Annotated in this window: 20 protein-coding genes and 1 riboswitch; of the genes, 9 read left to right on the forward strand and 11 right to left on the reverse strand. The window is 72.9% G+C overall.

From position 1 onward, the window contains the following. The first annotated feature begins 165 nt into the window (after positions 1 to 165). Positions 166 to 1509, forward strand: a complete 1344-nt coding sequence (locus ACFWPT_RS11110) for a class II 3-deoxy-7-phosphoheptulonate synthase (protein WP_063351485.1) — start codon at positions 166 to 168, stop codon at positions 1507 to 1509. Positions 1510 to 1779: 270 nt separating this feature from the next. Further along, the gene (locus ACFWPT_RS11115; RefSeq protein ID WP_380481199.1) at positions 1780 to 4869 is read left to right on the forward strand and encodes a BTAD domain-containing putative transcriptional regulator; all 3090 of its coding nucleotides are present in this window, start codon (positions 1780 to 1782) and stop codon (positions 4867 to 4869) included. Here the strand turns inward: ACFWPT_RS11115 and ACFWPT_RS11120 are convergent. Next, a complete protein-coding gene (locus ACFWPT_RS11120; RefSeq protein ID WP_063349729.1) occupies positions 4866 to 5204 on the reverse strand; it encodes a hydroxyisourate hydrolase in 339 nt (112 codons plus the stop codon). The two genes, ACFWPT_RS11115 and ACFWPT_RS11120, sit on opposite strands and share 4 nt — an antisense overlap. A gap of 301 nt (positions 5205 to 5505) precedes the next feature. Here ACFWPT_RS11120 and ACFWPT_RS11125 point away from each other — a divergent pair, with 301 nt between their 5' ends. The 5 genes from ACFWPT_RS11125 to ACFWPT_RS11145 all read left to right on the forward strand — a co-directional run bounded on the left by ACFWPT_RS11125 (position 5506) and on the right by ACFWPT_RS11145 (position 10808). Further along, a complete protein-coding gene (locus ACFWPT_RS11125) occupies positions 5506 to 6699 on the forward strand; it encodes a LeuA family protein (protein WP_063349730.1) in 1194 nt (397 codons plus the stop codon). Beyond that, entirely contained in the window at positions 6699 to 8099 is a 1401-nt protein-coding gene (gene leuC, locus ACFWPT_RS11130; protein WP_063349731.1) for a 3-isopropylmalate dehydratase large subunit, read from the forward strand. The genes ACFWPT_RS11125 and leuC overlap by 1 nt, the downstream gene beginning before the upstream one ends. A gap of 100 nt (positions 8100 to 8199) precedes the next feature. Then, positions 8200 to 8838 (forward strand): 3-isopropylmalate dehydratase small subunit, encoded by a 639-nt coding sequence (gene leuD / locus ACFWPT_RS11135; RefSeq protein WP_063349732.1) that lies wholly within the window; start codon positions 8200 to 8202, stop codon positions 8836 to 8838. 119 nt (positions 8839 to 8957) lie between these two features. Further along, positions 8958 to 9995, forward strand: coding sequence for an isocitrate/isopropylmalate dehydrogenase family protein (locus ACFWPT_RS11140; protein ID WP_063349733.1), 1038 nt, complete (start codon positions 8958 to 8960; stop codon positions 9993 to 9995). A gap of 396 nt (positions 9996 to 10391) precedes the next feature. Beyond that, on the forward strand, positions 10392 to 10808 hold the full coding sequence (locus tag ACFWPT_RS11145) for a metalloregulator ArsR/SmtB family transcription factor (protein WP_063349734.1): 417 nt from the start codon (positions 10392 to 10394) through the stop codon (positions 10806 to 10808). 10 nt (positions 10809 to 10818) lie between these two features. Here the strand turns inward: ACFWPT_RS11145 and ACFWPT_RS11150 are convergent, their stop codons facing one another. From ACFWPT_RS11150 to ACFWPT_RS11185, 8 genes are all read right to left on the reverse strand, one after another. Continuing rightward, positions 10819 to 12204, reverse strand: coding sequence for a nitrate/sulfonate/bicarbonate ABC transporter ATP-binding protein (locus ACFWPT_RS11150; protein WP_380481204.1), 1386 nt, complete (start codon positions 12202 to 12204; stop codon positions 10819 to 10821). Positions 12205 to 12237: 33 nt separating this feature from the next. Then, positions 12238 to 13995 (reverse strand): ABC transporter permease, encoded by a 1758-nt coding sequence (locus tag ACFWPT_RS11155; RefSeq protein WP_380481207.1) that lies wholly within the window; start codon positions 13993 to 13995, stop codon positions 12238 to 12240. 289 nt (positions 13996 to 14284) lie between these two features. Further along, positions 14285 to 14650, reverse strand: a complete 366-nt coding sequence (locus tag ACFWPT_RS11160) for a glyoxalase (protein ID WP_380481210.1) — start codon at positions 14648 to 14650, stop codon at positions 14285 to 14287. Next, positions 14647 to 15108, reverse strand: coding sequence for a hypothetical protein (locus ACFWPT_RS11165; RefSeq protein ID WP_380377912.1), 462 nt, complete (start codon positions 15106 to 15108; stop codon positions 14647 to 14649). The genes ACFWPT_RS11160 and ACFWPT_RS11165 overlap by 4 nt, the downstream gene beginning before the upstream one ends. A 100-nt stretch (positions 15109 to 15208) precedes the next feature. Next, a complete protein-coding gene (locus tag ACFWPT_RS11170) occupies positions 15209 to 15616 on the reverse strand; it encodes a winged helix-turn-helix domain-containing protein (RefSeq protein WP_363623399.1) in 408 nt (135 codons plus the stop codon). Positions 15617 to 15681: 65 nt separating this feature from the next. Then, the gene (locus ACFWPT_RS11175) at positions 15682 to 15957 is read right to left on the reverse strand and encodes a hypothetical protein (protein WP_380481213.1); all 276 of its coding nucleotides are present in this window, start codon (positions 15955 to 15957) and stop codon (positions 15682 to 15684) included. Between the two features lie 75 nt (positions 15958 to 16032). Next, a complete protein-coding gene (locus tag ACFWPT_RS11180) occupies positions 16033 to 16305 on the reverse strand; it encodes a hypothetical protein (protein ID WP_380377906.1) in 273 nt (90 codons plus the stop codon). A gap of 95 nt (positions 16306 to 16400) precedes the next feature. Then, positions 16401 to 18050 (reverse strand): NRAMP family divalent metal transporter, encoded by a 1650-nt coding sequence (locus ACFWPT_RS11185; protein WP_380481216.1) that lies wholly within the window; start codon positions 18048 to 18050, stop codon positions 16401 to 16403. 326 nt (positions 18051 to 18376) lie between these two features. Then, a riboswitch (M-box (ykoK) riboswitch) is annotated at positions 18377 to 18554 on the reverse strand. A 201-nt stretch (positions 18555 to 18755) separates the two neighbouring features. Between ACFWPT_RS11185 and ACFWPT_RS11190 the strand changes: the two genes are divergently transcribed. Continuing rightward, entirely contained in the window at positions 18756 to 20054 is a 1299-nt protein-coding gene (locus ACFWPT_RS11190) for a YhgE/Pip domain-containing protein (protein WP_380481219.1), read from the forward strand. A 43-nt stretch (positions 20055 to 20097) separates the two neighbouring features. Here ACFWPT_RS11190 and ACFWPT_RS11195 read toward each other — a convergent pair whose 3' ends face one another. Then, positions 20098 to 22416 carry an FdhF/YdeP family oxidoreductase gene (locus tag ACFWPT_RS11195; RefSeq protein WP_380481221.1) on the reverse strand — a complete coding sequence of 773 codons (2319 nt, stop codon included), beginning with the start codon at positions 22414 to 22416 and terminating at the stop codon, positions 20098 to 20100. Continuing rightward, positions 22413 to 22883: a GreA/GreB family elongation factor gene (locus ACFWPT_RS11200; protein WP_063349744.1), complete on the reverse strand. Its 471-nt coding sequence runs from the start codon at positions 22881 to 22883 to the stop codon at positions 22413 to 22415. Before ACFWPT_RS11200 ends, ACFWPT_RS11195 begins: the two co-directional genes overlap by 4 nt. A gap of 149 nt (positions 22884 to 23032) precedes the next feature. On the opposite strand from ACFWPT_RS11200, the gene ACFWPT_RS11205 reads away from it, so the two are divergent. Then, positions 23033 to 24637, forward strand: coding sequence for a TIGR02677 family protein (locus tag ACFWPT_RS11205; protein ID WP_380481225.1), 1605 nt, complete (start codon positions 23033 to 23035; stop codon positions 24635 to 24637).

Below are 24637 nucleotides of genomic sequence, written 5' to 3' on the forward strand. Positions count from 1 at the left end.
TACGGCCGGTGAACGAATGGCCCCCAGTCAATCCGTTCGTCCCGGAAGGCGGTCAGACCAGTTCTCCGGTGTGGGAGCAGGCCAATTCGCGGACGCTTGACCTTCTTTCCGCGGCCGGGCTGCAATGAGCGGGCCAGCGATTTCCGTTCCCATCCGAGGGCCGTGATGAATCGAATTCCGCAGACCGGAGCACCTGCCGCCTGGCGTTCCCTGCCGGCGGCCCAGCAACCGCAGTGGCCGGACCAGGCGGCGCTGCGCGAGGTGGTCGCCGACCTGTCGGCCGCCCCGCCCCTGGTCCTCGCCGAGGAGTGCGACCGGCTGACCGACCGGATGGCCGCCGTCGCCGCCGGCGAGGCCTTCGTCCTCCAGGGCGGCGACTGCGCCGAGACCTTCGGCGGCCTCACCGCGGACGCGGTCACCGCCAAGCTGCGCACCCTGCTGCAGATGGCGGTGGTGCTGACCTACGCGAGCGGCGTCCCGGTCGTGAAGATCGGCCGGCTGGCCGGGCAGTACGCCAAGCCCCGTTCCCAGCCGGACGAGACCCGCGACGGCCTCAGCCTGCCCTCCTACCGGGGCGACGCGGTCAACGGCCCGGAGTTCACCGAGGCGGCCCGCCGCCCGGACCCGGCGCGGCTGCGGCGGATGTACGAGGCGTCGGCGGTCACCCTCAACCTGGTCCGCGGCTTCGCGGCCGGCGGCAGCGCCTCCCTCTACCAGGCCCACCAGTGGAACCGCGGCTTCCTGGAGGACTCCGCCGAGGCCCGCCGCTACGAGGAACTGGCCGACGGCGTGGACCGCGCCCTGCGCTTCCTGCAAGCCTGCGGCTGCGACCCGGCCGGGCTGCTGGAGGCCGAGTTCTTCGCCAGCCACGAGGGACTGCTGCTGGACTACGAGCAGCCGCTCACCCGCACCGACCCGCGCACCGGGGCGCACTACGCCACCAGCGGGCACCTGCTCTGGGTCGGCGAGCGGACCAGGGGCCTGGACGACGCGCACATCGCCTACTTCGCCGGGATCCACAACCCGATCGCCGTCAAGCTCGGCCCCACGACCACCGCGGACGAGGTCCTCGGCTACGTCGACCGCCTCGACCCCGACCGCCGGCCCGGCCGGCTGACCTTCGTGGTGCGGATGGGCGCGGGCCGGGTGCGCGAACTGCTGCCGCCGCTGGTGGAGAAGGTCACGGCGGAGGGCGCCCGGGTCGCCTGGATCTGCGACCCGATGCACGGCAACACCGTCCAGACCGACGACGGCCGCAAGACCCGCCGCTTCGACGACATCCTGGGCGAGGTCGCCGGCTTCTTCGAGGTGCACCGGGAGCTGGGCACGCACGCCGGCGGCATCCACGTCGAGCTCACCGGCGACGATGTCACGGAGTGCCTCGGCGGCGGCGACCAGGTCCGCGCCGAGGACCTGCACCAGCGCTACGAGACGGCCTGCGACCCGCGGCTGAACCACCGCCAGTCCCTCGACCTCGCCTTCCGGGTCGCGGAACTGATGAAGGCCTGAAACCGCCCCGGGCGACGGTTGGCCGGATCGGTGCGCGCCGATCCGGCCAACCGGCATTTCCGTGCCGATTTTTCGTGGGTCACCCGGGGGTGCGGGCGCCGATCGCAACCCGTCAGGCGGCGTCTTTTGGGGAGAACTGAATAGCGTTGACCCATTGACCGGGCCGTCCTTAGAGTGCCTTGCGATCCTGCGCCTATTCCTCTGGGGGGAGTGGAAACGGTGGGGCACAGACCTGGTTCCGGCATACGCCACGACGGCAGTTCCTCACCCGTGCCCCGGGTCGAGTACCGCATTCTCGGCCCGCTCGAAGCGCTCGTCGACGCCAGGCCGCTGAACCTCGGCGGGATCCGGCAGCAGACGGTGCTCGCCGCGCTGCTCCTCGACGTCAACCGGGTGGTCAGCGTGGACCGCCTGGTCCGCGCCCTCTACGAGGAGGCCCCGCCGGCCACCGCCCGCGCGCAGTTGCAGATCAGCGTCTCCGCCCTGCGCCGGCTGTTCGCCGCGCACGGCCTCTCCGACGTCATCACCACCCACCCGCAGGGCTACATGGTGAAGGCGGCGGACGACCAGCTCGACCTGCTCCAGGCCCGCGACCGGGTCGGGAAGGCGCGGGCGCTGCGCGACCAGAAGGCGGAGGCCCACGACCGCACGGCGGAGGACCGCGACCGCAGGGCGGAGGCCCAGGACCGCAAGGCGGAGGCCGCCGCCCTCTTCCGGCAGGCGCTCGGACTGTGGCGCGGCGACCCCCTCGGCGGCCTGCCCAGCGAGTCGATCCGCTCCGCCGCCGGCCAGCTCACCGAGCAGTGGGTCGGCGCCACCGAGGAGTGCATCCAGCTCGAACTCGCGCTCGGCCGGCACGGCGCTGCCGTCGGCGAACTCCTGGGCCTGGTCGACGAGTTCCCGTTACGGGAGCGGCTGCGCGGCCAGCTGATGCTGGCGCTCTACCGCTCCGGGCGCCAGACCGAGGCGCTCCAGGTCTACCGCGACACCCGCCAGTGGATGATCGACGAACTCGGCGTCGAACCCGACCCCCGGCTGCAGCGGCTCGAACTCTCCATCCTCGCCGGCGACCCCCGGCTCGACCTGCCCGACAGCCGTCCGGCCGCCGCCCACGGAGCCCCGGCCGCCGAGCCCGCCGCCGCGCCGCCCGTGGCCCCCGCCGCCCCCGCCGCCGTCCCGGAGATGCTCCCCGCCGACCTCGCCGACTTCACCGGCCGCGAGCACCTGCTCGCCGGCCTGCGCGAACGGCTGCTGCTCTCCTCCCACGACCAGTCCCGGCTGGCCGTCCCGATCGTCTCCGTCGTCGGCAAGGCCGGGGTCGGCAAGACCGCCGTGGCCGTCCACGCGGCCCACCAGATCGCCGCCGAGTTCCCCGGCGGGCAGCTCTTCGCCGACCTGCACGCCGGGGCCCCCGACACCGTCGGCCCGGCCCAGGTGCTGGAGCGCTTCCTGCGCGCCCTCGGCGTCAACGGCACCGCCATCCCCGACGGGCTGGAGGAGCGGGCCGAGATGTACCGGGCCCTGCTCGCCGAGCGCCGGGTGCTGATCGTCCTCGACAACGTCGCCACCGAGAGCCAGATCACCCCGCTGCTGCCGGGCAAGCCCACCTCGGCCGTGATCGTCACCAGCCGGCGGCACATCGGCAGCCTCGCCGGAGCCGTCCGGGTGGACGTCGACACCTTCGACCCCGAGCAGTCCGCGGAACTGCTCGGCCGGATCGCCGGCCCCGCGCGGGTGGCGGCCGAACCGGAGGCGGCGAAGGCGCTCGCCGAACTCTGCGACCACCTGCCGCTGGCGCTGCGCATCGCCGGCGCCCGGCTCGCCGCCCGGCCGCACTGGGAGATCACCGAACTGGTGGAGCGGCTGGAGGACGGGACCCGCCGGCTCGACGAGCTCAAGTACGCCGACGTCGGCATCAGGGCCGGCCTCTCGCTCACCTACGAGAGCGTCAGCGAGGGCGCCCGCCGGCTGCTGCGGCGGATCGCCCTGATCGACGAGGGGCCGTTCTCCACCTGGGTCGGCATGGCGCTGCTCGACCTCCCCGAGTACCAGGTCCAGGACCTGATCGACGAACTCTCCGACGCCCAACTGCTGGACGCCGTCGGCACCGCGCCCGGCCGCCACACCCAGTACCGGCTGCACAACCTGATCCGGGTCTTCGCGCGCGAACGCCTCGTCGACGAGGAGAGCGTCGAGGAGCGGGAGGCCGCACTGGCCCGGGTGATCGGCTGCTTCCTCTACCTGCTGATCGAGGCGAGGCAGCGCGAGTACGGCCGCGACGTGCTGATCCGCGGCCGCGGCACCGCCCTGCACCCGCTGCCCGCCCGGACGGTGGACCGGCTGCTGGCCGAGCCGCTGCGGTGGTTCGCCCGGGAGCGGCCCATGCTTGTGCCCCGGGTCAGACAGGCGGCCATGATGGGCCTCACCGCGCACTGCTGGGAACTCGCCGTCACCGCCGTGACGTTCCTGGAGACCCACGGCCGGCTCGACGACTGGCGCGACACCCACGAACTCGCCCTCGCGGCCGCCCGTAAGGGCGGCGACCGGCTCGGCCAGGCCGCCGCACTGCACTCCCTCGGCTCGCTCGCGCTGACCCGGCAGAACTTCGCCGCCGCCGAGGAGCGCTTCCGCCAGGCCGCCGGGATCTTCACCGACCTCGGCGACGACCTCGGCTCCGCCCTGACCGCCCGCGGCCTCGGCTACCTCGCCCGGGTGGACGGCCGGATCGACGAGGCGACCGCCCACTACCAGGCCGCCCTCACCGTCCTGCGGGCGAGCGGCGGCTCCGTCGCCGTCGCCTACGTGCTGCACAACCTGGCCCAGCTCAAACTGGGCGCGGGCGACGAGGAGGGCGCCGGGGAGCTCCTCGACGAGGCGCTGCGGCTCAGCCGGGAGGGCCGCGGCCGGCGGGTCGAGGCCCAGGTGCTGCACCGGATGGGCCAGAGCCACCTGGAACGCGGCGGCTACGACCGGGCCCTGGAGGCCTTCTCCCACGCCCTCGACGTCGTCCGGCTGATCGGCGACCACACCGGCGAGATCTACGCCCTGCACGGCATCGGCGCGGCCCGCCACCGGCTCGGCGAGAGCGGCGAGGCCGCCCACGCCCTGCACCGCGCCCTGCTCCTCGCGGAGGGCTCCAACGAACGGCTGATCATGGGCCGGATCCTCGTCACCCTCGGCGAGTTGGCGCTCGGCACCGGGGAGGCCGACCTGGCGGTCCAGCACCTGCGGCGGGCCCGGCTGGTGTTCCGCCTGATGCGGACCCCCGCCGAGGAGGCCCGCACCCTCGACCTGCTGCGCGCCGCCCGGCTGGCCGCCGGCGACCCGGAGCCCCCCGCGGGCCCGGGTCCACCGTCCTAGTCGGCGATGAAGGCCACCGCGTAGTGGTTCAGCGAGAGGGTGAGGCTCACCCGGTGCCCCGACTCGCCGTCGGAGACCCGGAAGGTGGCCGCCACCTCGGGGTGCACGGTGAACAGGCCGAGCCCGCTGAAGTACCGGTCGACGTCGAACACCAGCCGGTAGAGGCCGCGTCCGCCGTCCGTCCCGCCCCACTCCTCGATCCGGCCGCTCGCGTCCGTTCTCCGCTCGACCACCGGCACCCACTCGTTGTCGACCAGCGACTCCAGTCTCGCGTCGAGGCCGGCGGCGGTGCGCCCGTGGACGCTGTCCAGCGCTTCGACGATGACCCTCGCCATCAGCCCACCCGCCCCGGGCGCGGTAACCGGGCCGGCGGACGTTCCTCGGACGGGATATCTCGCATGAAAACCACTCCTTGCCTCAGTACACGATGCATCGGGAAAAGGGCGCGTCAAGCCTATTGTCAGGGGTCCCGCTATCGGCCCGCCATCGAATGATTATTTGTTCGAAAAGTCTTGACGGGCAGTGATTCCGGACCAGTAAAGTCACCGCTGCCAGCCACAATCCTCCGCCGCCGCACACCGCGACCTCCCGTCCGGTCGCCCGTCCGGCGGCGTTCCCGAAAGAGGCGGAAAATCCATGTCTCCGAAATCCGTCCCCACCGCACGGCGGCTCCGGGTATTCGACTCGACACTGCGCGACGGCGAACAGGCCCCGGGCAACGCGATGAACCCCGACCAGAAACTGGAGCTGGCCCTCGCCATCGAGGCCACCGGCGTCGACACCATCGAGGCCGGCTTCCCCAGCTCCTCACCGCGTGACTTCGAGGCGACCAGACTGATCGCGGGCGCGCTCACCACCGCCAAGGTGGCGACCCTCAACCGGGCCGTCCGCGCGGACATCGAGCTGGCCGCCCAGGCCGGCGGCGTCGAGCGCCACCAGGTCCAGATCATGGCCACCGGCAGCGACGTCCACCTGGAGCACAAGCGCGGCCTCACCCGGGCCGAGGGCCTGCACGAGATCATCGACAGCATCCGGTTCGCCCGCGAGCTGGGCTTCACCGACATCACGCTCGGCATCGAGGACGCCAGCCGGGGCAGCGACGACCTGCTGCGCCCGATGATCGAGGCCGGCATCGAGGAGGGCGCCAACACGGTGGCGCTCGCCGACACCACCGGCTGCCTGATCCCGTCCGAGTTCGGCGCCCAGGTGGCGCGGGTCCGCTCCTGGATCCCGGACCACATCATCCTGTCCACCCACTGCCACCAGGACCTCGGGCTCTCCCTCGCCAACGCCCTGGCCGGCGTCGAGGCCGGCGCGGACGAGGTGCAGGCCACCATCGCCGGCATCGGCGAGCGTGCGGGCAACACCCCGCTGGAGGAGCTGGCCGCGGTGCTGCTCTACAAGGGCGAGCAGCTCGGCCTGACCAGCCGGCTGCGCACCGAGAAGTTCTACGAGGCCTACCAGCTGCTGGCCCGGATCATCGGAATGTCGACGCCGCGCAACAAGGCGATATTCGGGGAGAACGCCTTCGCCACCCAGGCCGGAATCCACCAGGCCGGAATGCTGCGCAATCCGGTGACCTACGAATACGTCGAGCCGCACAGCTTCGGCCGCGAGCGCGGAATTCTCATCGGCCGGCACTCCGGGCGCAATGTGGTCCGCAACCTGTTCGACCAGATGGGAATCGGCGCCGAGCACGACCTGCTCGACGAGATCTACGAGACCTACATCGCGGGCCGCGCCGACGGCACCTGCATCGAACTGGGCGAGCTGCGCGAGATCATCGCCGAGCGCCTGGAGCGCACCAGCGAGATGGCGGTGGCCAGCTGATGGGCGGCACCGAGCGCAACCTGATCGAGAAGGTCTGGCAGAGCCACGTCGTCGACCAGGCACCGGGCGAGCCCGACCTGCTCTACATCGACCTGCACCTGCTCCACGAGGCGAGTTCCCCGCAGGCCTTCGACGGCCTCCAGCTGGCCGGCCGCCGGGTCCGCCGGCCCGACCTCGCGCTCGCCCTCGAAGACCACAACGTGCCCACCAACACGCTGCTGGTCAAGGACGCGATGGGCAGCGCCCAGCTGGAGCGCCTGCGCGAGAACTGCGAGGAGCAGGGGATCGAGCTGTTCTCGCTCGGCGACGACCGGCAGGGCATCGTGCACGTGGTGGCGCCCGAACTGGGCTTCGTGCGCCCCGGCATGACCGTGGTGTGCGGCGACAGCCACACCTCCACGCACGGCGCCTTCGGGGCGCTCGCCTTCGGCGTCGGCACCAGCGACGTCGAGCACGTGCTCGCCACCCAGACGCTGGCGCTCCAGCGCCCCCGGACGATGTCCGTCGAGTTCGTCGGCGAGCCGCCGGCCGACGTCACGCCGAAGGACCTGATCCTCGCGCTGATCGCGCACATCGGCGCCAACGGCGCCAACGGCTACGCGATCGAGTACCGCGGCAAGGCCGTCGAGAACCTCTCCATGGAGGGGCGGATGACGGTCTGCAACATGAGCATCGAGGCGGGCGCCCGCGCCGGCCTGATCGCCCCCGACGACACCACGCTCGCCTACCTGCGCGAGCGCTGGGACCCGGCCGCCGAGGCCGACTGGGACGAGGCCGTCAGCTACTGGCAGTCCCTGCGCACCGACGAGGGCGCCGCCTTCGACCGCGTCGTCGAACTGGACGTCACCGGGCTCAAGCCCTTCGTCACCTGGGGCACCAACCCCGGCCAGGCCGTCCCGCTGGACGCCGCGGTGCCGGCGCCCGAGACCTTCGCGACCCCCGCCGAGCAGCAGGCCGCGCGCCGCGCCCTGGAGTACATGGGCCTCGAACCGGACGTCGCCCTGCGGGACGTCGAGATCAACACGGTCTTCCTCGGCTCCTGCACCAACGGCCGGATCGAGGACCTGCGGGCCGCCGCCGACGTGCTGCGCGGGCGCAAGGTCTCCGACCGGATCACCATGCTCGTCGTCCCCGGCTCGATGGCCGTCCGGGCCCAGGCCGAGGAGGAGGGCCTGGACCAGGTCTTCCTCGACGCGGGCGCGCAGTGGCGGCTCTCCGGCTGCTCGATGTGCATGGGCATCAACGCCGACCGCCTCCAGGGCATCCAGCGGGTCGCCTCCACCTCCAACCGCAACTACGAGGGCCGGCAGGGCACCCACGCCCGCACCCACCTGGTCTCGCCCGTCGTCGCCGCCGCCACCGCCGTGGTCGGCCGCCTGGCCGCGCCGACCGAGCTGTGACCGCGCCCGCCGGGCACACCCGCCCGACCCGTTCCACCCGACCGGCCTGTTCGACCCGTTCCACCGACCGCAGCCAGACCGACCAGCAGGGGGCAGAGGCATGAGGCAGCCGCTCACGGCGCACACCGGACAGGCCGTGGCCCTGTCCCGGGACGACGTCGACACCGACCAGATCATCCCGGCCGAGTTCTGCAAGCGGCTGACCAAGACCGGCTACGCCGACACCCTGTTCGGGCACTGGCGCAAGGAGCCCGGGTTCGTCCTGAACCAGCCGGAGCACCAGGACGCGAGCGTCCTGGTGGCGGGCCACAACTTCGGCACCGGCAGCTCCCGCGAGCACGCCGTGTGGGCCCTGCGCGACTGGGGCTTCCGGGCCGTCATCGCCACCAGCTTCGGCGACATCTTCCTGCGCAACGCGCTGAAGAACGGCCTGCTGGCCGTCGCCCTGCCGGTGCCCGTCGTCGCCGACCTCGCCGAACGCGCCCAGGCCGACCCGAAGTTCGAGATCACCGTCGACCTGGAGCAGCTGACCGTCGGCACCGACCTCGGGACCTGGGAGTTCGAGGCCGACCAGCGCGCCCGCTGGCTGCTGCTCAACGGCCTCGACGACATCGACGTCACCCTGCGCAAGGCCGACGCGATCGCCGCCTTCGAGCAGGGCCGCCCGGCCTGGATGACCAGCATCACCCGCGGCGCCTTCTCCTCCCCGGACACCGCGAAGCAGCGCCGGGCCTCCTGACGACCGCGCCCCCCGGCGCAGCTCCCAGGGCCGCGCGGCGGTGACCCTGCCCGACGCCCCCGGCCCGGCCGACCCGACCCACAACCGGCCGGCCCCACCCCAGAAACGGTGAGAGACCCATGACCAAGACAGTGACCGTCATCCCCGGTGACGGCATCGGCCCCGAGGTGACCAAGGAGGCCCTGGAGACCATCGAGTCGCTGGGCCTGGACCTCGCGGTCGACGTGCTCGACCACGTCAACGCCGACACCTACCTGCGGACCGGGGTCTCCCTGTCCGACGAGGACTTCGAGCGGATCAAGGCGAGCGACTCGGTGCTCTTCGGCGCCATCGGCGACCCCCGGGTGAAGACCTCGGACTACGGCCGCGGCGTCCTGCTGCGCCTGCGCTTCGACCTCGACCTGTACGTCAACCACCGCCCGGCCACCCTGCTCCAGGAGCGGCTGAGCCCGCTGCGCGACGCCCGGACCCGCGCCATCGACGCCGTGATCGTCCGGGAGAACACCGAGGGCCTCTACACCGACATCGGCGGAGTGCTGCGCGGGAACACCGTGCACGAGATGGCCGTCGACGCGGACGTCAGCACCTACATGGGCGTCTCGCGGGTGATGGAGTACGCGTACTCGATCGCCGAGCGCGGCGTCTGCATGGTCGACAAGTCCAACGCCGTCCGGCACGGCGGCCAGGTGTGGCAGCGGGTGTTCCGCGAGGCCGCCGCGAAGCACCCCGCCATCGACTCCACCCACCTCTACGTCGACGCCGCCGCGATGAAGCTGATCTCCGACCCGTCGCAGTTCGACGTGATCGTCACCAACAACTCGTACGGCGACATCCTCAGCGACCTGGCGGCCATGCTGGCCGGCGGCCTGGGCAACGCGGCCTCGGCCAACATCAACCCGGACACCGGGTTCGGCCTCTACGAGCCGGTGCACGGCAGCGCGCCCGACATCGCCGGCCAGGGCATCGGCAACCCCTTCGGCGCCATCCTCAGCTCCGCGCTGATGCTGGAGCGCCTGGGCTGGGCCGCCGAGGCGAAGGCGATCCAGCTGGCCGTCGGCACGGCCGTGGCCGAGGGCGCCTGCACGCCGGACCTCGGCGGCACCCTCACCACCGAGCAGGTCGGCGCCGCGGTCAGGGCGGCCCTCGCCGCGGCCTGACGGCATGACCCGCCCCCACCCCCCCAACCGCCGCCGTGGTCGCCCCACCGACCACGGCGGCCGGGTCCGTCCTCCCCGACACCGCCCGGCGGGCGGGCGTCCGAAGGCGGACCCAGGCCGCTCAGCCCCAGGGATTGTGCTCGTGCGATCCGCTGACCGCGGTACGGAACGTGGTGTGCTCGATCATCTCGTACGGACTCCAACTCCTGGACGGCGCGGCCGGTCGGCAGCGGCTGAAAGGATGGCTGAAGCCTGGCAGCCCCGGCCATCGGCCCGCTATCGACGCCCGGTGTCGACGCCCGCTGGGTACGCCTGTCGGCGACGCCCGCGCCCGGCCGGACGGCACCGGCTTCGGCGCCGCCGGGGCGGCGGGACCGGCTCGGTAGGATCCCTGGCATGGGTGCGCAGGAAGAGGCGTGGGACACGGACGCGGCGGAGCGGGCGGTCGCGGTGCTGAAGGCGGTCGCCGACCCGTCCCGGTACCGGCTGCTCTGGGCGCTGACCCGGCGGGAGCTGCCGGTCAGCGAACTGGCGGAGCTGCTGGGCGCGCACGTGGCGGCGACCTCGCAGCACCTGGCCAGGCTGCGGGCGGCCGGGCTGGTCGTCTCGCGCCGGGAGGGCACCCGGATCTTCTACCGCGCCGCCGAGGTGCGCGGCCTGCTGACGGAGGCGGCGCTGATCGCCAACGACCTGCCCGGGCGCGGTGACGGCGGCGACGGCGGCGGTACCGGCCCGGCCGCCGCGACGGCCGAGCAGCCGTTCGCCCGCGCCGTCCGCTCCGCCCGCCGCCGCCCGGCCACCGGCCAGGCCTGACTCCGGGGCTTCAGGCCGTCTCCTCGTCGAGCCGGTACTCCCGCAGGGCGGCGTCGTAGCCGAACAGCCCGGCGTAGCGGCCCCAGTCGGTGGCGGTCTCCAACTGCCGGTCGACCTGTTCGCTGGTGTAGTGGTGGGCGAGCAGGTCGCGGAAGAAGCCGGCGTGCACGGCGGCGCCGGGGCGGCCGCGCAGGCCGTTGGTGATCAGCCGGACCAGCGGGACGTCCACCGCGGCACCGGCGAAGATGGTCCGGGACTCCTGGACGTCGGCTCCGGCGAAGGCGGTGCCGGCCTCGGTGAGCAGCAGGTCGTCGCCGTGGATCTCGGCGAAGCCGAGCAGGTCGAGGGCGTCGAGCTGGGGGAGCATGTCGTCGATGTCGAGGCCGAGTTCGTCGGCGAGGTCGGCGAGGTCGCAGCAGCCGCCGCGGTGGGCGATCATCGCGGCGAGGCCGGCGAGGCCGTCCACGCTGGCCGTGGGCAGCGGGGTGTTGGCGACGGTGCGCCGGTCGGGCCGGGCGCCGTCGGCGCGGCCGGGCAGCCGGGTCTCCTTGGGGCGTCCGGTCATGATCCGGTAGACCCGGTCGACGAGTTCGTCGAAGGCGGCGGCGTCGCGGTCGCGGGGCCGGTCGAGGTCGACCTCGACGGTCTCCCTGATGGTGCCGTACGGGCGGGAGCCGAGGACGACGATGCGGTCGGCCATCAGGACCGCCTCCTCGATGTTGTGGGTGACCAGGACGACGGCGCGGGTGGGGAACTGGCCGGACTCCCACAGTTCCAGCAGCTCGCCGCGCAGGTTCTCGGCGGTGAGGACGTCCAGCGCGGAGAAGGGCTCGTCCATCATCAGCACGTCCGGTTCGACGACCAGGGCGCGGGCGAAGCCGACGCGCTGGCGCATGCCGCCGGAGAGCTCCTTGGGGTAGGCGGACTCGAAGCCGGCCAGGCCGATCAGGTCGATGGCCTGGACGGCGGCCTCGGCGCGCTCCCGGGGCGGCACGCCGCGGGCCTCCAGGCCGAGTTCGACGTTCTGCCGGACGGTCAGCCAGGGCAGCAGCGCGAAGGTCTGGAACACCAGGGCGGTGCCCGGGTTGGCACCGGTGAGCGGGGTGCCGCGGTAGGCGACGGTGCCGGAGCTGGGCGGGATCAGCCCGGACAGGCAGCGCAGCAGGGTGGACTTGCCGGAGCCGGAGCGGCCGAGCAGGGCGACGATCTCGCCGGCCCGGACGGTGAGGTCGATGCCGGACAGCACGGGCAGCGCGCCGTCGGCGCCGGCGTAGGCCTTGGTGAGGCCGACGGTCTCCAGCAGGACCTCGCCGTCGGCGGGGGAAGGTTCGGAGGGGGAGAACACGGCGGCGGCGGGCGGCGCGGGGCGGGCGGCGCGGGGGAACGGGAAGCGCATGCGGGGACCTCCGGGGCGGGGAGCGGGCGCGGGTCAGAGCGAGTAGCGGCGCTCGGCCAGGCGGTAGAGGCGGCGCCAGAGCAGCCGGTTGAGGGCGACGACGTACAGGCTCATCACCGCCACCCCGGCGAGCAGGTGCGGGTAGTCGCCGCGCTCGGTGGCCCGCGCGATGTACGCGCCGAGGCCGGTGGCGGTGAGCGTGGTACCGCCGAAGGTGACGACCTCGGAGACGATGGAGGCGTTCCAGGCGCCGCCGGAGGCGGTGAGGCCGCCGGTGACGTAGGCCGGGAAGATCCCGGGGATGATCAGCCGCCGCCAGCGCTGCCAGCCGCGCACGCCGAGGTCGTCCATGGCCTCGCGCAGGTCGGTGGGGATGGCCATGGCACCGGCGATGGTGTTGAACAGGATGTACCACTGGGCGCCGAGGGCCATCAGCAGGACGCCGCCGAGGTCGATCGACAGCCCGGTCCGCAGCAGCAGCCAGACGACCAGCGGGAAGAGGAAGTTGGCCGGGAAGCTGGCGAGCACCTGCACCAGCGGCTGGGCGATCCGGGTCAGCCGGGGGGAGAAGCCGATCCGCACGCCGACCGGCACCCAGACCAGGGTGGCGACGGTCACCAGGACGACGACCCGGGCGAGCGTGGCGAGGCCGAGCAGCAGCGGTTCGCCGAACACGCCGAGGCCGGTCGCGCCGTGCAGGTAGCGGCCGAGGTCGACCAGGCCCCAGAGCACGAGGCCGCCGGCGACGGCGGCGAAGGCGGCGTCCCCGGCGCGCCGCCGCCCGGGGTCGACGGCCAGCGGGCGGTCGTCGGTGCCCAGCAGGCGCCCGGCCCGGGAGAGCGCCCGCCACCCCGGGCGCAGCAGCCGGCCGAGCAGTCCGGGCCAGTGCGAGCGGCGCAGCAGGTCCAGCACGACGGAGCGCTGCACCTCGGTGGCCTCGGACTGCTCGTTCTTGAAGCGTTCGGCCCAGGCGGTGAGCGGGCGCCAGAACAGCAGGTTGACGCCGACCACGAGGACGGCCATGGTGGCGATCGCCCAGCCGACCCGGCCGAGGTCGCCGGCGGCGATGGCGGCGCCCGCGTAGGAGCCGACCCCGGGCAGCGCGTAGCGCTGGTTGTCGACGCTGATCGCCTCGGAGGCGACCAGGAAGAACCAGCCGCCGCCGAAGCTCAGCATGCCGTTCCAGACCAGGCCGATCATGCCCGAGGGCAGTTCGACCTTCCAGAACCGCATCCACCGGGTGAAGCGGAACGAGCGCGACAGCTCGTCGAGTTCGGGCGGCAGCGAGACCAGCGAGCAGTAGAAGCCGAAGGTCATGTTCCAGGCCTGGGAGGTGAAGATGGCGAACACCGCCGCGCACTCCAGGCCCAGCACGGAGCCGGGGAACAGGGCGAGGAAGCCGGTCACCGCGACGGTCAGGAAGGCGAGCACCGGCACCGACTGGAGGATGTCCAGGGCCGGGATCAGGACCCGCTCCAGCCGGCGGCTGCGGGCCGCGGCGTAGGCGTAGCCGAAGGTGAAGACCACCGACACGGCGAGCGCGGCGAACATCCGCAGCAGCGAGCGCGCCGCGTCGTACGGCAGCCGCGCCGGGTCGGTGTCGACCGCCGCGTTCCGGCCGGTGGAGAACCGGACGGTGGTGCCCTGCCCGACCCGCAGCGCGAGGTAGAGCAGCACCAGGACGGCGGCCGCGACGAGCGCGTCCACCCAGGTCATCCGGGCCAGGCGGGCGGCCGTCCGGGATGGCAGTGAGCCCCGGGCGGCGCCCGGGGCCGGCTTCGGCAGGGTCATGGGGTGCACCTCCGGCGCGCACCCGGGGCCCCGGGGTCGGGAGAGGTGCGTGCGACGTCAGCGGGATCGGGACGAACGCCGCGTCCCCCCGGGCCGTCGCGTCAGGCGCGCGGGCGGGCGTGGGGGAGGCGGCCGGTACGGCGGCGCGTACTGGGAGGGTCTTCGCCCATGGCCGCCTCCTCCGGTGGTGTCGTCTGGTGCCGTCCCGGCCCGTCCTGCGGGCCCCGGGCAGTCTGCTCCTTCGGTACGTCCGTAGGCAAATGGATCCGGGGTTCCCCCGCGTGCCGGCTCAGGCCGTTTCGACGAACTCCAGCAGGTTGCCGACGGGGTCGGTGGTGTAGAAGCGGCGCCGGGGCGGCAGGCTGTCGTCCCACACCACGAGCGCGCCGAGCTCGGACAGCCGCGAGGCGAAGTCGTCGATCTCGGAGACCGCGATGCCGGGGTGGGCCTTGGTGCTGGGGCGGAAGCGCTCCTCGATGCCGAGGTAGAGCCGGACCCGGCCGCCGTCGGCGGCGAACCAGCAGCCGCCGCCCTCGGTCAGCGGCCGGGGCTTGGGGATCTCGGCCATCTGCAGGACGTCGCCGTAGAAGGCCCGCAGCAGGGCCTCGCTGCCGGGGGGTGCGGAGAGCTGGACGTGGTCGAGGGCCGTGATCACTGCGGCCTCCTGTCGGGAGCGGTGTGGTGCCGGGCCGCGGTGACCAGCAGCCGGGCGGTCGGGGTGGACAGGTCGAGGTGGTGGGCGATCCACTGGGGGTCGTGCCCGTGGGTGGCGAACACCCAGGCGGTGTAGAGCCGGTTCAGGCCGGGGGCGCCGGGCGACAGCAGCAGCGGTCGGACCTGCTCCATCGGGAACCCGTCCAGGGAGCGGGCGCTGAACCACTGGGTGTCGTCCTCGCCGGGGTCGGCGGGTCGGGCGGTGCCGCGCCCGCTGCGGGCGAGCAGCAGGGCGAGGAGCAGTCCGGCCGCCGAGGCGCCGATGAGCACGCCGGAGAGGAAGAGCCGCAGTCGCCCCGGGGCGACGCCGACGGCGATCCCCTGGAGGGTGAGGAGGAGCAGGACGCCGCACAGCGCCGTCCCTCTGCTGGTCCAGGGGAACAGGGCGGTTCTGGTCACGGCGGTGTCCTCCTTCGGTGGGGTGCTGGCCGGTGGGGTGCCGCCGGGGCGGGCGATCGGGCCTCGGGCGGCGCAGTCGGGCGGCGCGGCCGGGCGGCGGTCAGGCGACGCGGGTCAGGCGGGGGTCGTACTTGTAGCCGATCTGGCGGACGGTGGCGATCGCCTCCCGGTGGCCGGGGCCGAGCTTGCGGCGGATCCGGGCGATGTGGGTGGCGATGGTGCGGGTGTCGCCGGTGTCCGGCCGGCCCCAGACCGTCTCCATCAGCTGGCGGCGGGAGTGGACCCGCAGCGGGTTGTCGACCAGGTGCGCGAGCAGCTCGAACTCCAGGTAGGGGAGCGTCAGTTGCTGCCCGTCGACGGTGACGGTGCGCTGCTCGGGGTCCACCACCAGGCCGGTGTCCGGGTCGACGGCGGGCCGGGGGGCCGGGGCGGGGCGCGGCCGCCGGGGCGGGGCGGCGGCGGTGTGGTCCGAGAAGATGGCTTCGAGCCTGGGGTAGCGCACGGCCATGGCGGATGCTCCTTCGGCGGGTCGGTGCGGGGTCGGTGCGGATCTGTACGCATCGGTACGGGTGGTCAGCGGGCGGGGTGCCAGGGGTGCCAGGGGTGCCAGGAGGCTTCCAGCCGGGCGGTGCCGTCCGGGGCCGTGACGGTCCGCCAGCTGGCCCGCAGTCGGGCGGGGCGGTCGGCGGAGGCGGCGGCCGGTGCCGGGGCCTGGGCCGTGACGGCGTGCAGGACGGGGCTGTCCAGCGGGCTCTCCGCCAGGCGTCGGCCCACGGCGGCGAGCGCGGCGCGCAGGCGGCCGAGGCCGGCGGACGGGAGGGAGGGGTGGAACGCGGCGACGATGGACATGGCAGGTCACCTCCGTGACGGGGCAGCGGGTGAAGGGGGTGCGCGAGGGCGCGGGGTGGTGCGGTCGGCGGGGCGTCAGCCGTGCGGCCGGTGGCGGGCGGCGGCGCGGCTGAGGCGGCGCGCGGCGGCCGGCGGGAGGTCCGCGAAGTCGGCGAGCCAGTCCGGGCGGTGGCCCTGGCGGGCCAGCAGGTAGGCCAGGTGCACGCGCGGCTCGTACGCGCAGGCCCGGGTGTTGGGCGTGCCGGAGTGCGGGCAGACGCCGGGGTCGTCGAGGCGGTAGTTCCTCTCGACGCCGTCGTGCAGGGCGAGGCGGACGCGCGGGCAGTGGTGGTGAGGGGCGGTGCGCATGGCCGTACTTCCTTCCTTCCCCGGGTGCGGGGCGGTCGAGGTTTCCGGGTCGGGGCCGGGGCGGCGGTACTGTCGGGCGCCGCCCCGGCGGCGGCTCAGTGGTTGAGCGCGGTCTGGACGATCTTGATGATGACCATCACCATCGCGACCAGGAGGTAGGCGCGCAGGGCGCCCATGCCGACCTTGCGGGCGGTGGACATGACCGGCTTGCCGAGGGTCTCCAGCGGGGGCATCCGCCATTCCTCGCGGCCGGTGCGGTCGATCGGGTCCTCCTTGGTGGCGGTGCGGCCGAAGGTGAAGAAGTACCCAGCGACCAGGACGCCGGCCACGCCGCAGCCGGCCATGATCCACAGGATCGCCTGCGAGCTGATGTCGGGCCAGACCACGGCGGCGGTCAGGATCAGCGACAGCATCACCAGGACGCCGACCACGGCGGAGGTGAAGGCGTTGGTCTTGGGCCCGTTGACCCAGGGCCCCAGGACGGCCTTGTCGTTGCACAGCAGCAGCAGGAACACCGTCGCCGAGGGCAGCAGCACACCGGCCAGCACCTGGACGAACTGCGTCATCAGGCCCTGGGTGTAGCCGGTGGACAGCAGCGTGATCGCGGCCGCCGCGACCACCAGGCCGGCGTAGATCGCGTAGAAGCCCTTGGCGCCCTTGACGCCCCGGTGCAGCGAGTGCCTGATGCCGAACACGTCGCCGATCGCGTAGGCGGTGGAGAGGGAGACGGCGAAGGCGCCGATGATCGAGGCGTCCAGCAGCGCGATGGCGAACAGCACACCGACCACGTGCCCGGCCTTGTCCTCAAGGCCCTTGGCGACGGCGGCCGCATCCGAGAACTGGCCGAAGCCGTCGGTGCCGGCGAAGGCCGCGGCGGTGAAGCCCATCATCGCGGCGGCGCCGATGATGACGATGGCGATCCCGATCCACAGGTCGACCTTCTCGTACTTCATGAAACGCGGCGTGATCCGCTTGTCGATGACGTACGACTGCTGGAAGAACAGCTGCCACGGGGCGACGGTGGTGCCCACGATGGAGACGATCACCAGCATCACGGCCGCCAGCTGGCCCGAGCCGCCCGGCATGCTGGGCACCACGAAGTCGTGTGCCATCTGCGAGGTCTTCGGGTGGACCATGAAGTAGATCGGCACCAGCAGCAGCGAACCCACGCACAGCGTGACGGCGACGCGCTCGAAGCGCTGGAACGAGCCGGTGAACGCCGAGGCGATGATGATCACGGCGGCCAGCACCACCGAGGCGACCTTCGGCAGGCCCAGGTACCCGGCGGCCAGGGTGACGCCGATGAACTCGGTGACCAGCGTCAGCGCGTTGAGCAGGAACAGGTCGATGACACTGAACGCGCCCCAGAACTTCCCGAAGCGCTCCAGGATCAGCCGGGCGTGCCCGACACCGGTGACGGCGCCCAGGCGCAGCACCATCTCCTGGTTCACGTACAGCACCGGGACCAGCATCAGCAGCGTCCACAGCAGCTGGGTGCCGTAGTTCTGCCCCGCCTGCCCGTACGTCGAGAAGGCGCCCGCGTCGTTGTCGCCGACCATCACGATCAGGCCGGGGCCCACGATCGCCAGCAGGGTCTTGAGCCGCGCGGACAGGCCGTGGCGCGGCGTGGTGTCGTCGAGCCGGATGGTGCCGAGCGCACCCCTGATGTCGCCGACGTGGGCGTCGTCCAGTACCGCTGAACGCGGGGCGGGGACCTTGGAGTCGAGCGTGGCGTTGGTGGTCATGACGATCCTCCCGTGGGCCCCGGGCAGGCGGGGCGATCGGGGGCGCACGGCGGCGATCCCCCTGCGGACGGGCGCGGCGCATCGCCACCCGGCGGTGCGGGCCCGTTCGGGCACGGCGAAGCCGGGTGTCGAGGTGATGAACCGTCAGAGATGTGCGCAGGGAGGGTCGTTACCGCGTGCCGGGAGTGTGCGAGGACAAGCGGGGGCAGGGGCAACTGTGGCCCGGACTACTGCAATCCATGTCTCTCGCCTCCTCCCGGTCGACGCACCCCGTGGTGCGTGTGATCGACGCGGCAAGGAGTTCGCCGGCGCGCGAAGCGACCGCCGGTTCACCCCAACTCGTCAGAGCTTTGGCACTCCACGGCGTGTCCAGCCCGGTCGGGCCGGAAGCCACTTCGGATCAACCCTTAGGTCGGGAAGATCTGTCCTAACCCTGGGCGTCTCTCGACGTCGTCGGATCAGTGGCCTGTGTCCGTGAAGAAGCCTCACCGAACGAGGTGCCTTCTTCAAACCTCCAGAAGCATAGACCGCGCGGAGGCCGATACTTGCGTACTTGGTAGAACCTTTACCTTCTGTCCCGGCGGCCCCGGCCGGAGCACGGCGGGGCGGATCGGGTGACGTGGGGTTTTGCCGCCGAGCCGCCACGGAACGACTTCCCACCGCATCGGCAGCAGCACCAGGTTGCGCCCGAATCCGAGGGGTGGCATGGCGTCCGCAGGCTCCCAGGACGGTCCCCGGCAGGCGCGGGCCCTCGTGCTCGCCCGCCACGCGAAGCTGTGGCTCGTTCCGAGCATCCTGTGCGGCCTGCTGGCCGTGGTGCTCTCGCTGCTCTACATGGGCGGCATCCTCAACCCGACCGGGCACCTGCACCGGCTCCCGATCGCCCTGGTGAACGCGGATCAGGGCCCGCCGCCGCCGGGCCGGACGGAGAGCCTGGGCGCGCGGCTCACCCGGGAGATCGTCGCCGGGACGCCCGGCAGCACCGTCGACTGGCGCCAGGTCGACCAGGCCGAGGCGATGGACCAGCTCTCCACCGGGAAGGTCTACGGCGCGCTGCTCGTCCCGCAGGCGTTCACCGCCGACGTGGCGGCACTGACCACCGGCCGGGCCACCGAACGGCCCACCCTGACGGTGCTGACCAACCCCGGCCTCGGCAGCCTCGGCTCCTCGCTGGCCTCTCAGATCACCCAGTCCGCCGCCCACCAGGCCTCGCTGGCGCTCGGCAAGGAGCTGACCGCCGCCGCGCCGCCCACCGCCTCCGGCACGGGCGCCAGCGCCACCGCGCGGCTGCTGCTCGCCGACCCGCTCGCCGTCACCACCCGGGTCGGCCACCCGATCGGCACCCACAGCGGGCTCGGCCTGAGCGCCTTCTACTACACCCTGCTGGCCGTGCTGACCGGCTTCATCGGCGGCAACATCATCCACAACGGCGTCGACACCGCGCTCGGCTACAGCGACAGCGAGCTCGGCCCCTGGCACACCCGGCGCCCGACCGTCCCGATCACCCGCACCCAGACCCTGCTGCTGAAGATGCTCATGACGGCCGGCATCATGCTGCTCACCACCACCCTGGTGATGCTCTGCTCGGTCACCGTCCTCGGCATGGACGCCCCGCACCAGGCGCTGCTCTGGGTCTTCGCCTACTGCGCCAGCCTCGCCGTCGGCCTCGGGGTCCAGGCGATCAACGCGGCGTTCGGCGGGATCGGGCAGCTGGTGTCCATGTTCGTCTTCATCGCGCTGGCGCTGCCCTCCTCGGGGGCGACCATCCCGCTCCAGGCGGTGCCCGGCTTCTACCGCTTCCTCAGCGTCTTCGAGCCGATGCGCCAGCTCAGCGACGGCATCCGGGCGATCCTGTTCTTCGACGCCCGGGCGGACGCGGGCCTGGCCCGGGGCTGGACCATGATCGCGGTCGGCGTGGTGCTCGCCCTGGCCTTCGGCTTCGGGATGACCCGGTACTACGACCGCAAGGGCCTGCACCGCTGGACGCCGCAGCCGTCGGAGTAGACGAAGTCGTCGGCGTAGGCGCCGCGCCTGATCCCTTCGCCTCCTACGCCTTGGTGACGGTGACCTTGAGGTGCTTCATGATCGGCTGGTCGCTCTGGGTGCTGTAGTCGCCGATCGCGCACAGCACGTTCATCTCGGGCATGTAGCCCGCCGCGCAGCCGCGCGGGATGTCGTACGGGATCGCGAGATAGCCGTTCAACGTGCGGGTGCTGCCGTCCTTCGCGGTGCTGGTGATGTCGACCGGGTCGAGCTCGGCGATGCCGCGCTCGCGCATGTCGTCGGTGTTCAGGAAGACCAGCGTGCGCAGGTTCCGCACGCCCCGGTAGCGGTCGTTGTCGGAGTAGATGGTGGTGTTCCACTGGTCGTGGGAGCGCATGGTGCCCAGCGCCAGGGTGCCCGGGGCGGGAACGACGTCGGGAAGCGGGGCGGTGGAGAACTCGGCCCGCCCGGAGGGGGTGAGGAAGACCAGTTCGCGGGCCGGCTGCTTGATCCGGAACCCGAGGGGCAGCCGCACCCGGCGGTTGAAGTCCTCGAAGCCGTCCAGGGCCCGGGACATGGTGTCGCGGATGCGGTCGTAGTCCTCGATGTACCACTCCCACGGTGTCCCGCTGTCCGGCAGCGCCGCGCGGGCCATCCCGGCGACGATGGCGGGCTCGGACAGCAGGTGCGGGGAGGCCGGGCGCTTCATGCCGACGGACAGGTGCACCATGCTCATCGAGTCCTCGACCGAGGTGCTCTGCACCCCGCCGCGCTGGTGGTCCTTCTCGGTGCGGCCCAGGCACGGCAGGATCAGCGCCCGGCGGCCGTGCACCAGGTGGCTGCGGTTCAGCTTGGTGCTCACCTGGACGGTCAACTCGCAGCCGCGCAGCGCCTCGTAGGTGTAGGGCGTGTCGGGCGCGGCGAGCGCGAAGTTGCCGCCCATGGCGACGAAGACCGTCACCTCGCCGCGCCGCATCGCCTCGACGGCGGAGACGGTGTCCAGGCCGTGCGCGCGCGGCGGGTCGATCCCGCAGGCCTCGGCGAGGCGGTCCAGGAACTCGGGTGAGGGGCGGTGGTCGATGCCGCAGGTGCGGTTGCCCTGGACGTTGCTGTGCCCGCGCACCGGCGACGGGCCGGCGCCCTCGCGGCCCAGGTTGCCGCGCAGCAGCAGGAGGTTGACGATCTCCCGCACGGTGTCCACGCCGTGCTCGTGCTGGGTGACGCCCAGGCACCAGCTGACGATGGAGCGGTCGGCGTCGCGGTAGACCCGGGCGGCCTTGAGGACCTCGGCCCGGCCGAGCCCGCTCTGCCGCTCGATCTCCTCCCAGGGCGTGGCCCCGCACAGCGCGCGGTAGGCCTCGAACCCGGTGGTGTGGCGCTCGATGAACTGCCGGTCCAGGGCCTGGGGGTCGGCCGTGGCCTGCTCCAGGATCGCCTTGGCCATGCCGCGCACCAGTGCCATGTCGCCGCCGATGCGCGGCTGGAGGTTCAGCGTGCTGGTCCTCGTGGACTTGAACAGCGCCATGTCCACGAAGTCGTGCGGGACGATGGTGCGGGTGGCGGCCGCCTCGATCAGCGGGTTGATGTGCACGATCTGCGCGCCGCGGCGGTGCGCGTCGGCGAGGGCGGTGAGCATCCGGGGCGCGTTGGAGGCGGCGTTGACGCCCATGATGAACAGCGCGTCGGTGACCTCCCAGTCCTTGAGGTCGACCGTGCCCTTCCCGGTGCCCAGCGAGGCCTGGAGGGCGCGTCCGCTGGCCTCGTGGCACATGTTGGAGCAGTCCGGCAGGTTGTTGGTGCCCAGTTCGCGGGCCATCAGCTGGTAGAGGAAGGTGGCCTCGTTGCCGAGCCGGCCGGAGGTGTAGAAGGCGGCCCGGTTCGGGTCGTCCAGCTCGCGCAGGGTGCGGCCGACCAGCTCGAAGGCGTCCTTCCAGCTGATCGGGACGTAATGGTCCGAGCCGGCGTCGTACACCATCGGCTCGGTGAGGCGGCCCTGGTCCTCCAGCGCGAAGTCGCTCCACCCGGACAGCTCGGTCACCGAGTGGGCGGCGAAGAAGTCGCGGCCGACCCGCTTGCGGGTCATCTCCCAGGTGACGTGCTTGATGCCGTTCTCGCAGATGTCCAGGTGCAGGCCCTTGGTGTCGTCCGGCCAGGCGCACCCTGGGCAGTCGAAGCCGCCGCTCTCGTGGTTCATCCGCATGATCGCCCGGGGCCCGTCCACGTACGCGCCCTCCTTGACCAGGAAGCGCGTCACGCTCTTCGCGGCACCCCAGCCGGCGGCCGGGTGGTGGTACGGCGCGAACTGCGGCGGCCCGACGGGGTCGGGGCCCACGGCCGGCTCGTCCTGGGCGGGGCTCTGTTGAGGGTCGTCGGGGGAGCTCACGAAGCCCGCCGTCCGCCGACCGACAGCACGACCGCGCTCGCCGCGCCGTTCGGCGCCTCGTAGTTCACGGTCTCCCCGGCGTGCCGCCCGAGCAGCGCCCGCCCGAGCGGGCTGTCGGCGGTCACCAGGGTCTCCTCCCGCACCTCGGCGAGCTCCGCCACCTCGACGGTCTCCTCCACCCCGTCCGCGAACCGCACGGTGACCGTGGAGCCCACCCCCACCACCTCCGTGGACGGCGGCCCGGCGGCGGCCCCCTCGCGGACCCGGGCCTCCAGCTCGGCGATCCGCTCGTCCAGCCGGGCGACGTCGTCGGCCCGCTGCAACTCGTCCGCCGCGTCCGCCCGGTCGCCCACGTCCTCCCCGCGCAGCGTCCCCACCACTTTCGCCCGCTCGGCGCGCAGCTCGGCCAGCTCCTCCTGCACGGCACGCAGGGCCTCGGCACTGATGGGCTCGGGACCGTCTGTCATGGCTGCTCCCGGGTCGTTCGCGGAACGCTCAAGCACGGGTCGCTTCCATTACCCCACCACCCCGCACCCCCGGCAAATCCGGCCGCCGGATGTGCCCGGATCCGCCGAATCGGTTCGGGCGGGTACGGCCGTCCGGCACAATGACGCCCATGACCAGCGTCGACGACCCGAGTGCGGGCCCGCCGGTCGGCGACACCGACCGAGCCGACGAGCGATACCGGCCGTTCGCGCATCTCGCCACCGAGGGCCGCGAGCTCTACCGGCAGGTGATGGGGGTGTTCGTCCGGGCCAAGCAGGAGTTCACCGTCCACCTGCGCCCGGAGGACGTCCACCTGGGCCTCCCGCCGGAGGGGCGACCGTCGGTGGAGGCGGTGGCCACCGCGCTGGAACGACTGGCCAAGTGGGGGAACCTGCGGCCCGATCCCGACACCGGCCGGGTCACGGCCCTGGAGGACTTCTACCGCTCCCGGTACATCTACCAGCTCACCCGCGCGGGAGAGGCCGCGGAGGAGGCGCTGGCGGCGTACGACGCGGCGCTCGGCCGGCGGGGCGAGTTGCAGGCGGTCGCCCTCGCCGACATCGCCGTGCACCTGCGGGCGCTGTTGGCGCTGGCCGACCGGGACGAACCGGACCCGGCGGTGACGCACCTCGCGCTCCTCGCCCTGGTGGACCGCTTCTCGGGGCTGGCCGAGAACGCCCGCGCGTTCATGAGCTCGCTCCAGCGGACGGTCGACCTGCACGAGGCCGAGGTCGAGGTGTTCCTCGCCTACAAACAGCGGTTGATCGACTACCTGGAGCGGTTCATCGAGGACCTGGTGACCCGGGGCGCCGAGATCGCGGGGCTGCTGGAGCACCTCGGCGCGTCCCAGGACGGGCGGATCGGGCCGCTGCTGCGCCTGGCCGTTGAGCGTGAGGCCGCCGACGCCGCTCCGGACCTGGCCGCCGAGGCGCTGGCGGCGGGGGAGCGGCGCTGGACCGGCCGCTGGGACGGATTGCGGGCCTGGTTCCTCAGCGTGCCGGGCCGCAGTTCGCAGGCCAAGCTGCTGCGCTCCGCCGCCCGCCAGGCGATTCCCCAACTGCTCAGCGTGGTCCAGGCGTTGAACGAGCGCAGGGCGGGCCGATCGGATCGCTCGGCGGACTTCCGCGAACTCGCCCGGTGGTTCGCCGAGGCGCCCGACGACGACTCCCGGCACCGGCTGTGGCGCTCGGCGTTCGGACTGTACTCGGCGAGGCATCTGACGATCGATCAGGAATCGCTGGCCGAACGGGACACCGAGCCGGTGCCCGCCTCCGCGTCCTGGTACGACGCGGCGGGCGTGCGGATCAGTCCGCAGTTGCGCCGCACCGGTTCGTACGAGCGGCGCGGCCGGTCGCGGTCCGTGCAGGACCGTGGCGAGGCGAAGGCGTACCTGGCCGAGCTGGCCCGCAAGCAGGCCGAGCAGACGGCGGCGGTCCGGGCCCGGCTGGCCACCCGGGGCGAGGTGCGGCTCAGCGAGCTGGACGAACTGGACCGGGAGGCCTTCCGGCTGTTCCTGCTGCTCCTCGGCGACGCGTTGTCCGCCTGGCGTCCGGGCGCGGATTCGGTCGCGGCCACCACCAACGACGGGACGATGGAGATCAGGCTGACGAGGCTTCGCGGCGGCGGGATCGCCGAGATCCGCACCCTCGACGGCGTGCTGTGGGGCCCGGAACATCTGGTCGAGATCATCGACCTGGCGAACGAGAACGATCCCGTGGGGGCCGACCGTGAGTGA

It is taken from the genome of Kitasatospora sp. NPDC058478, from assembly GCF_042720345.1.
Lineage (GTDB): Bacteria > Actinomycetota > Actinomycetes > Streptomycetales > Streptomycetaceae > Kitasatospora.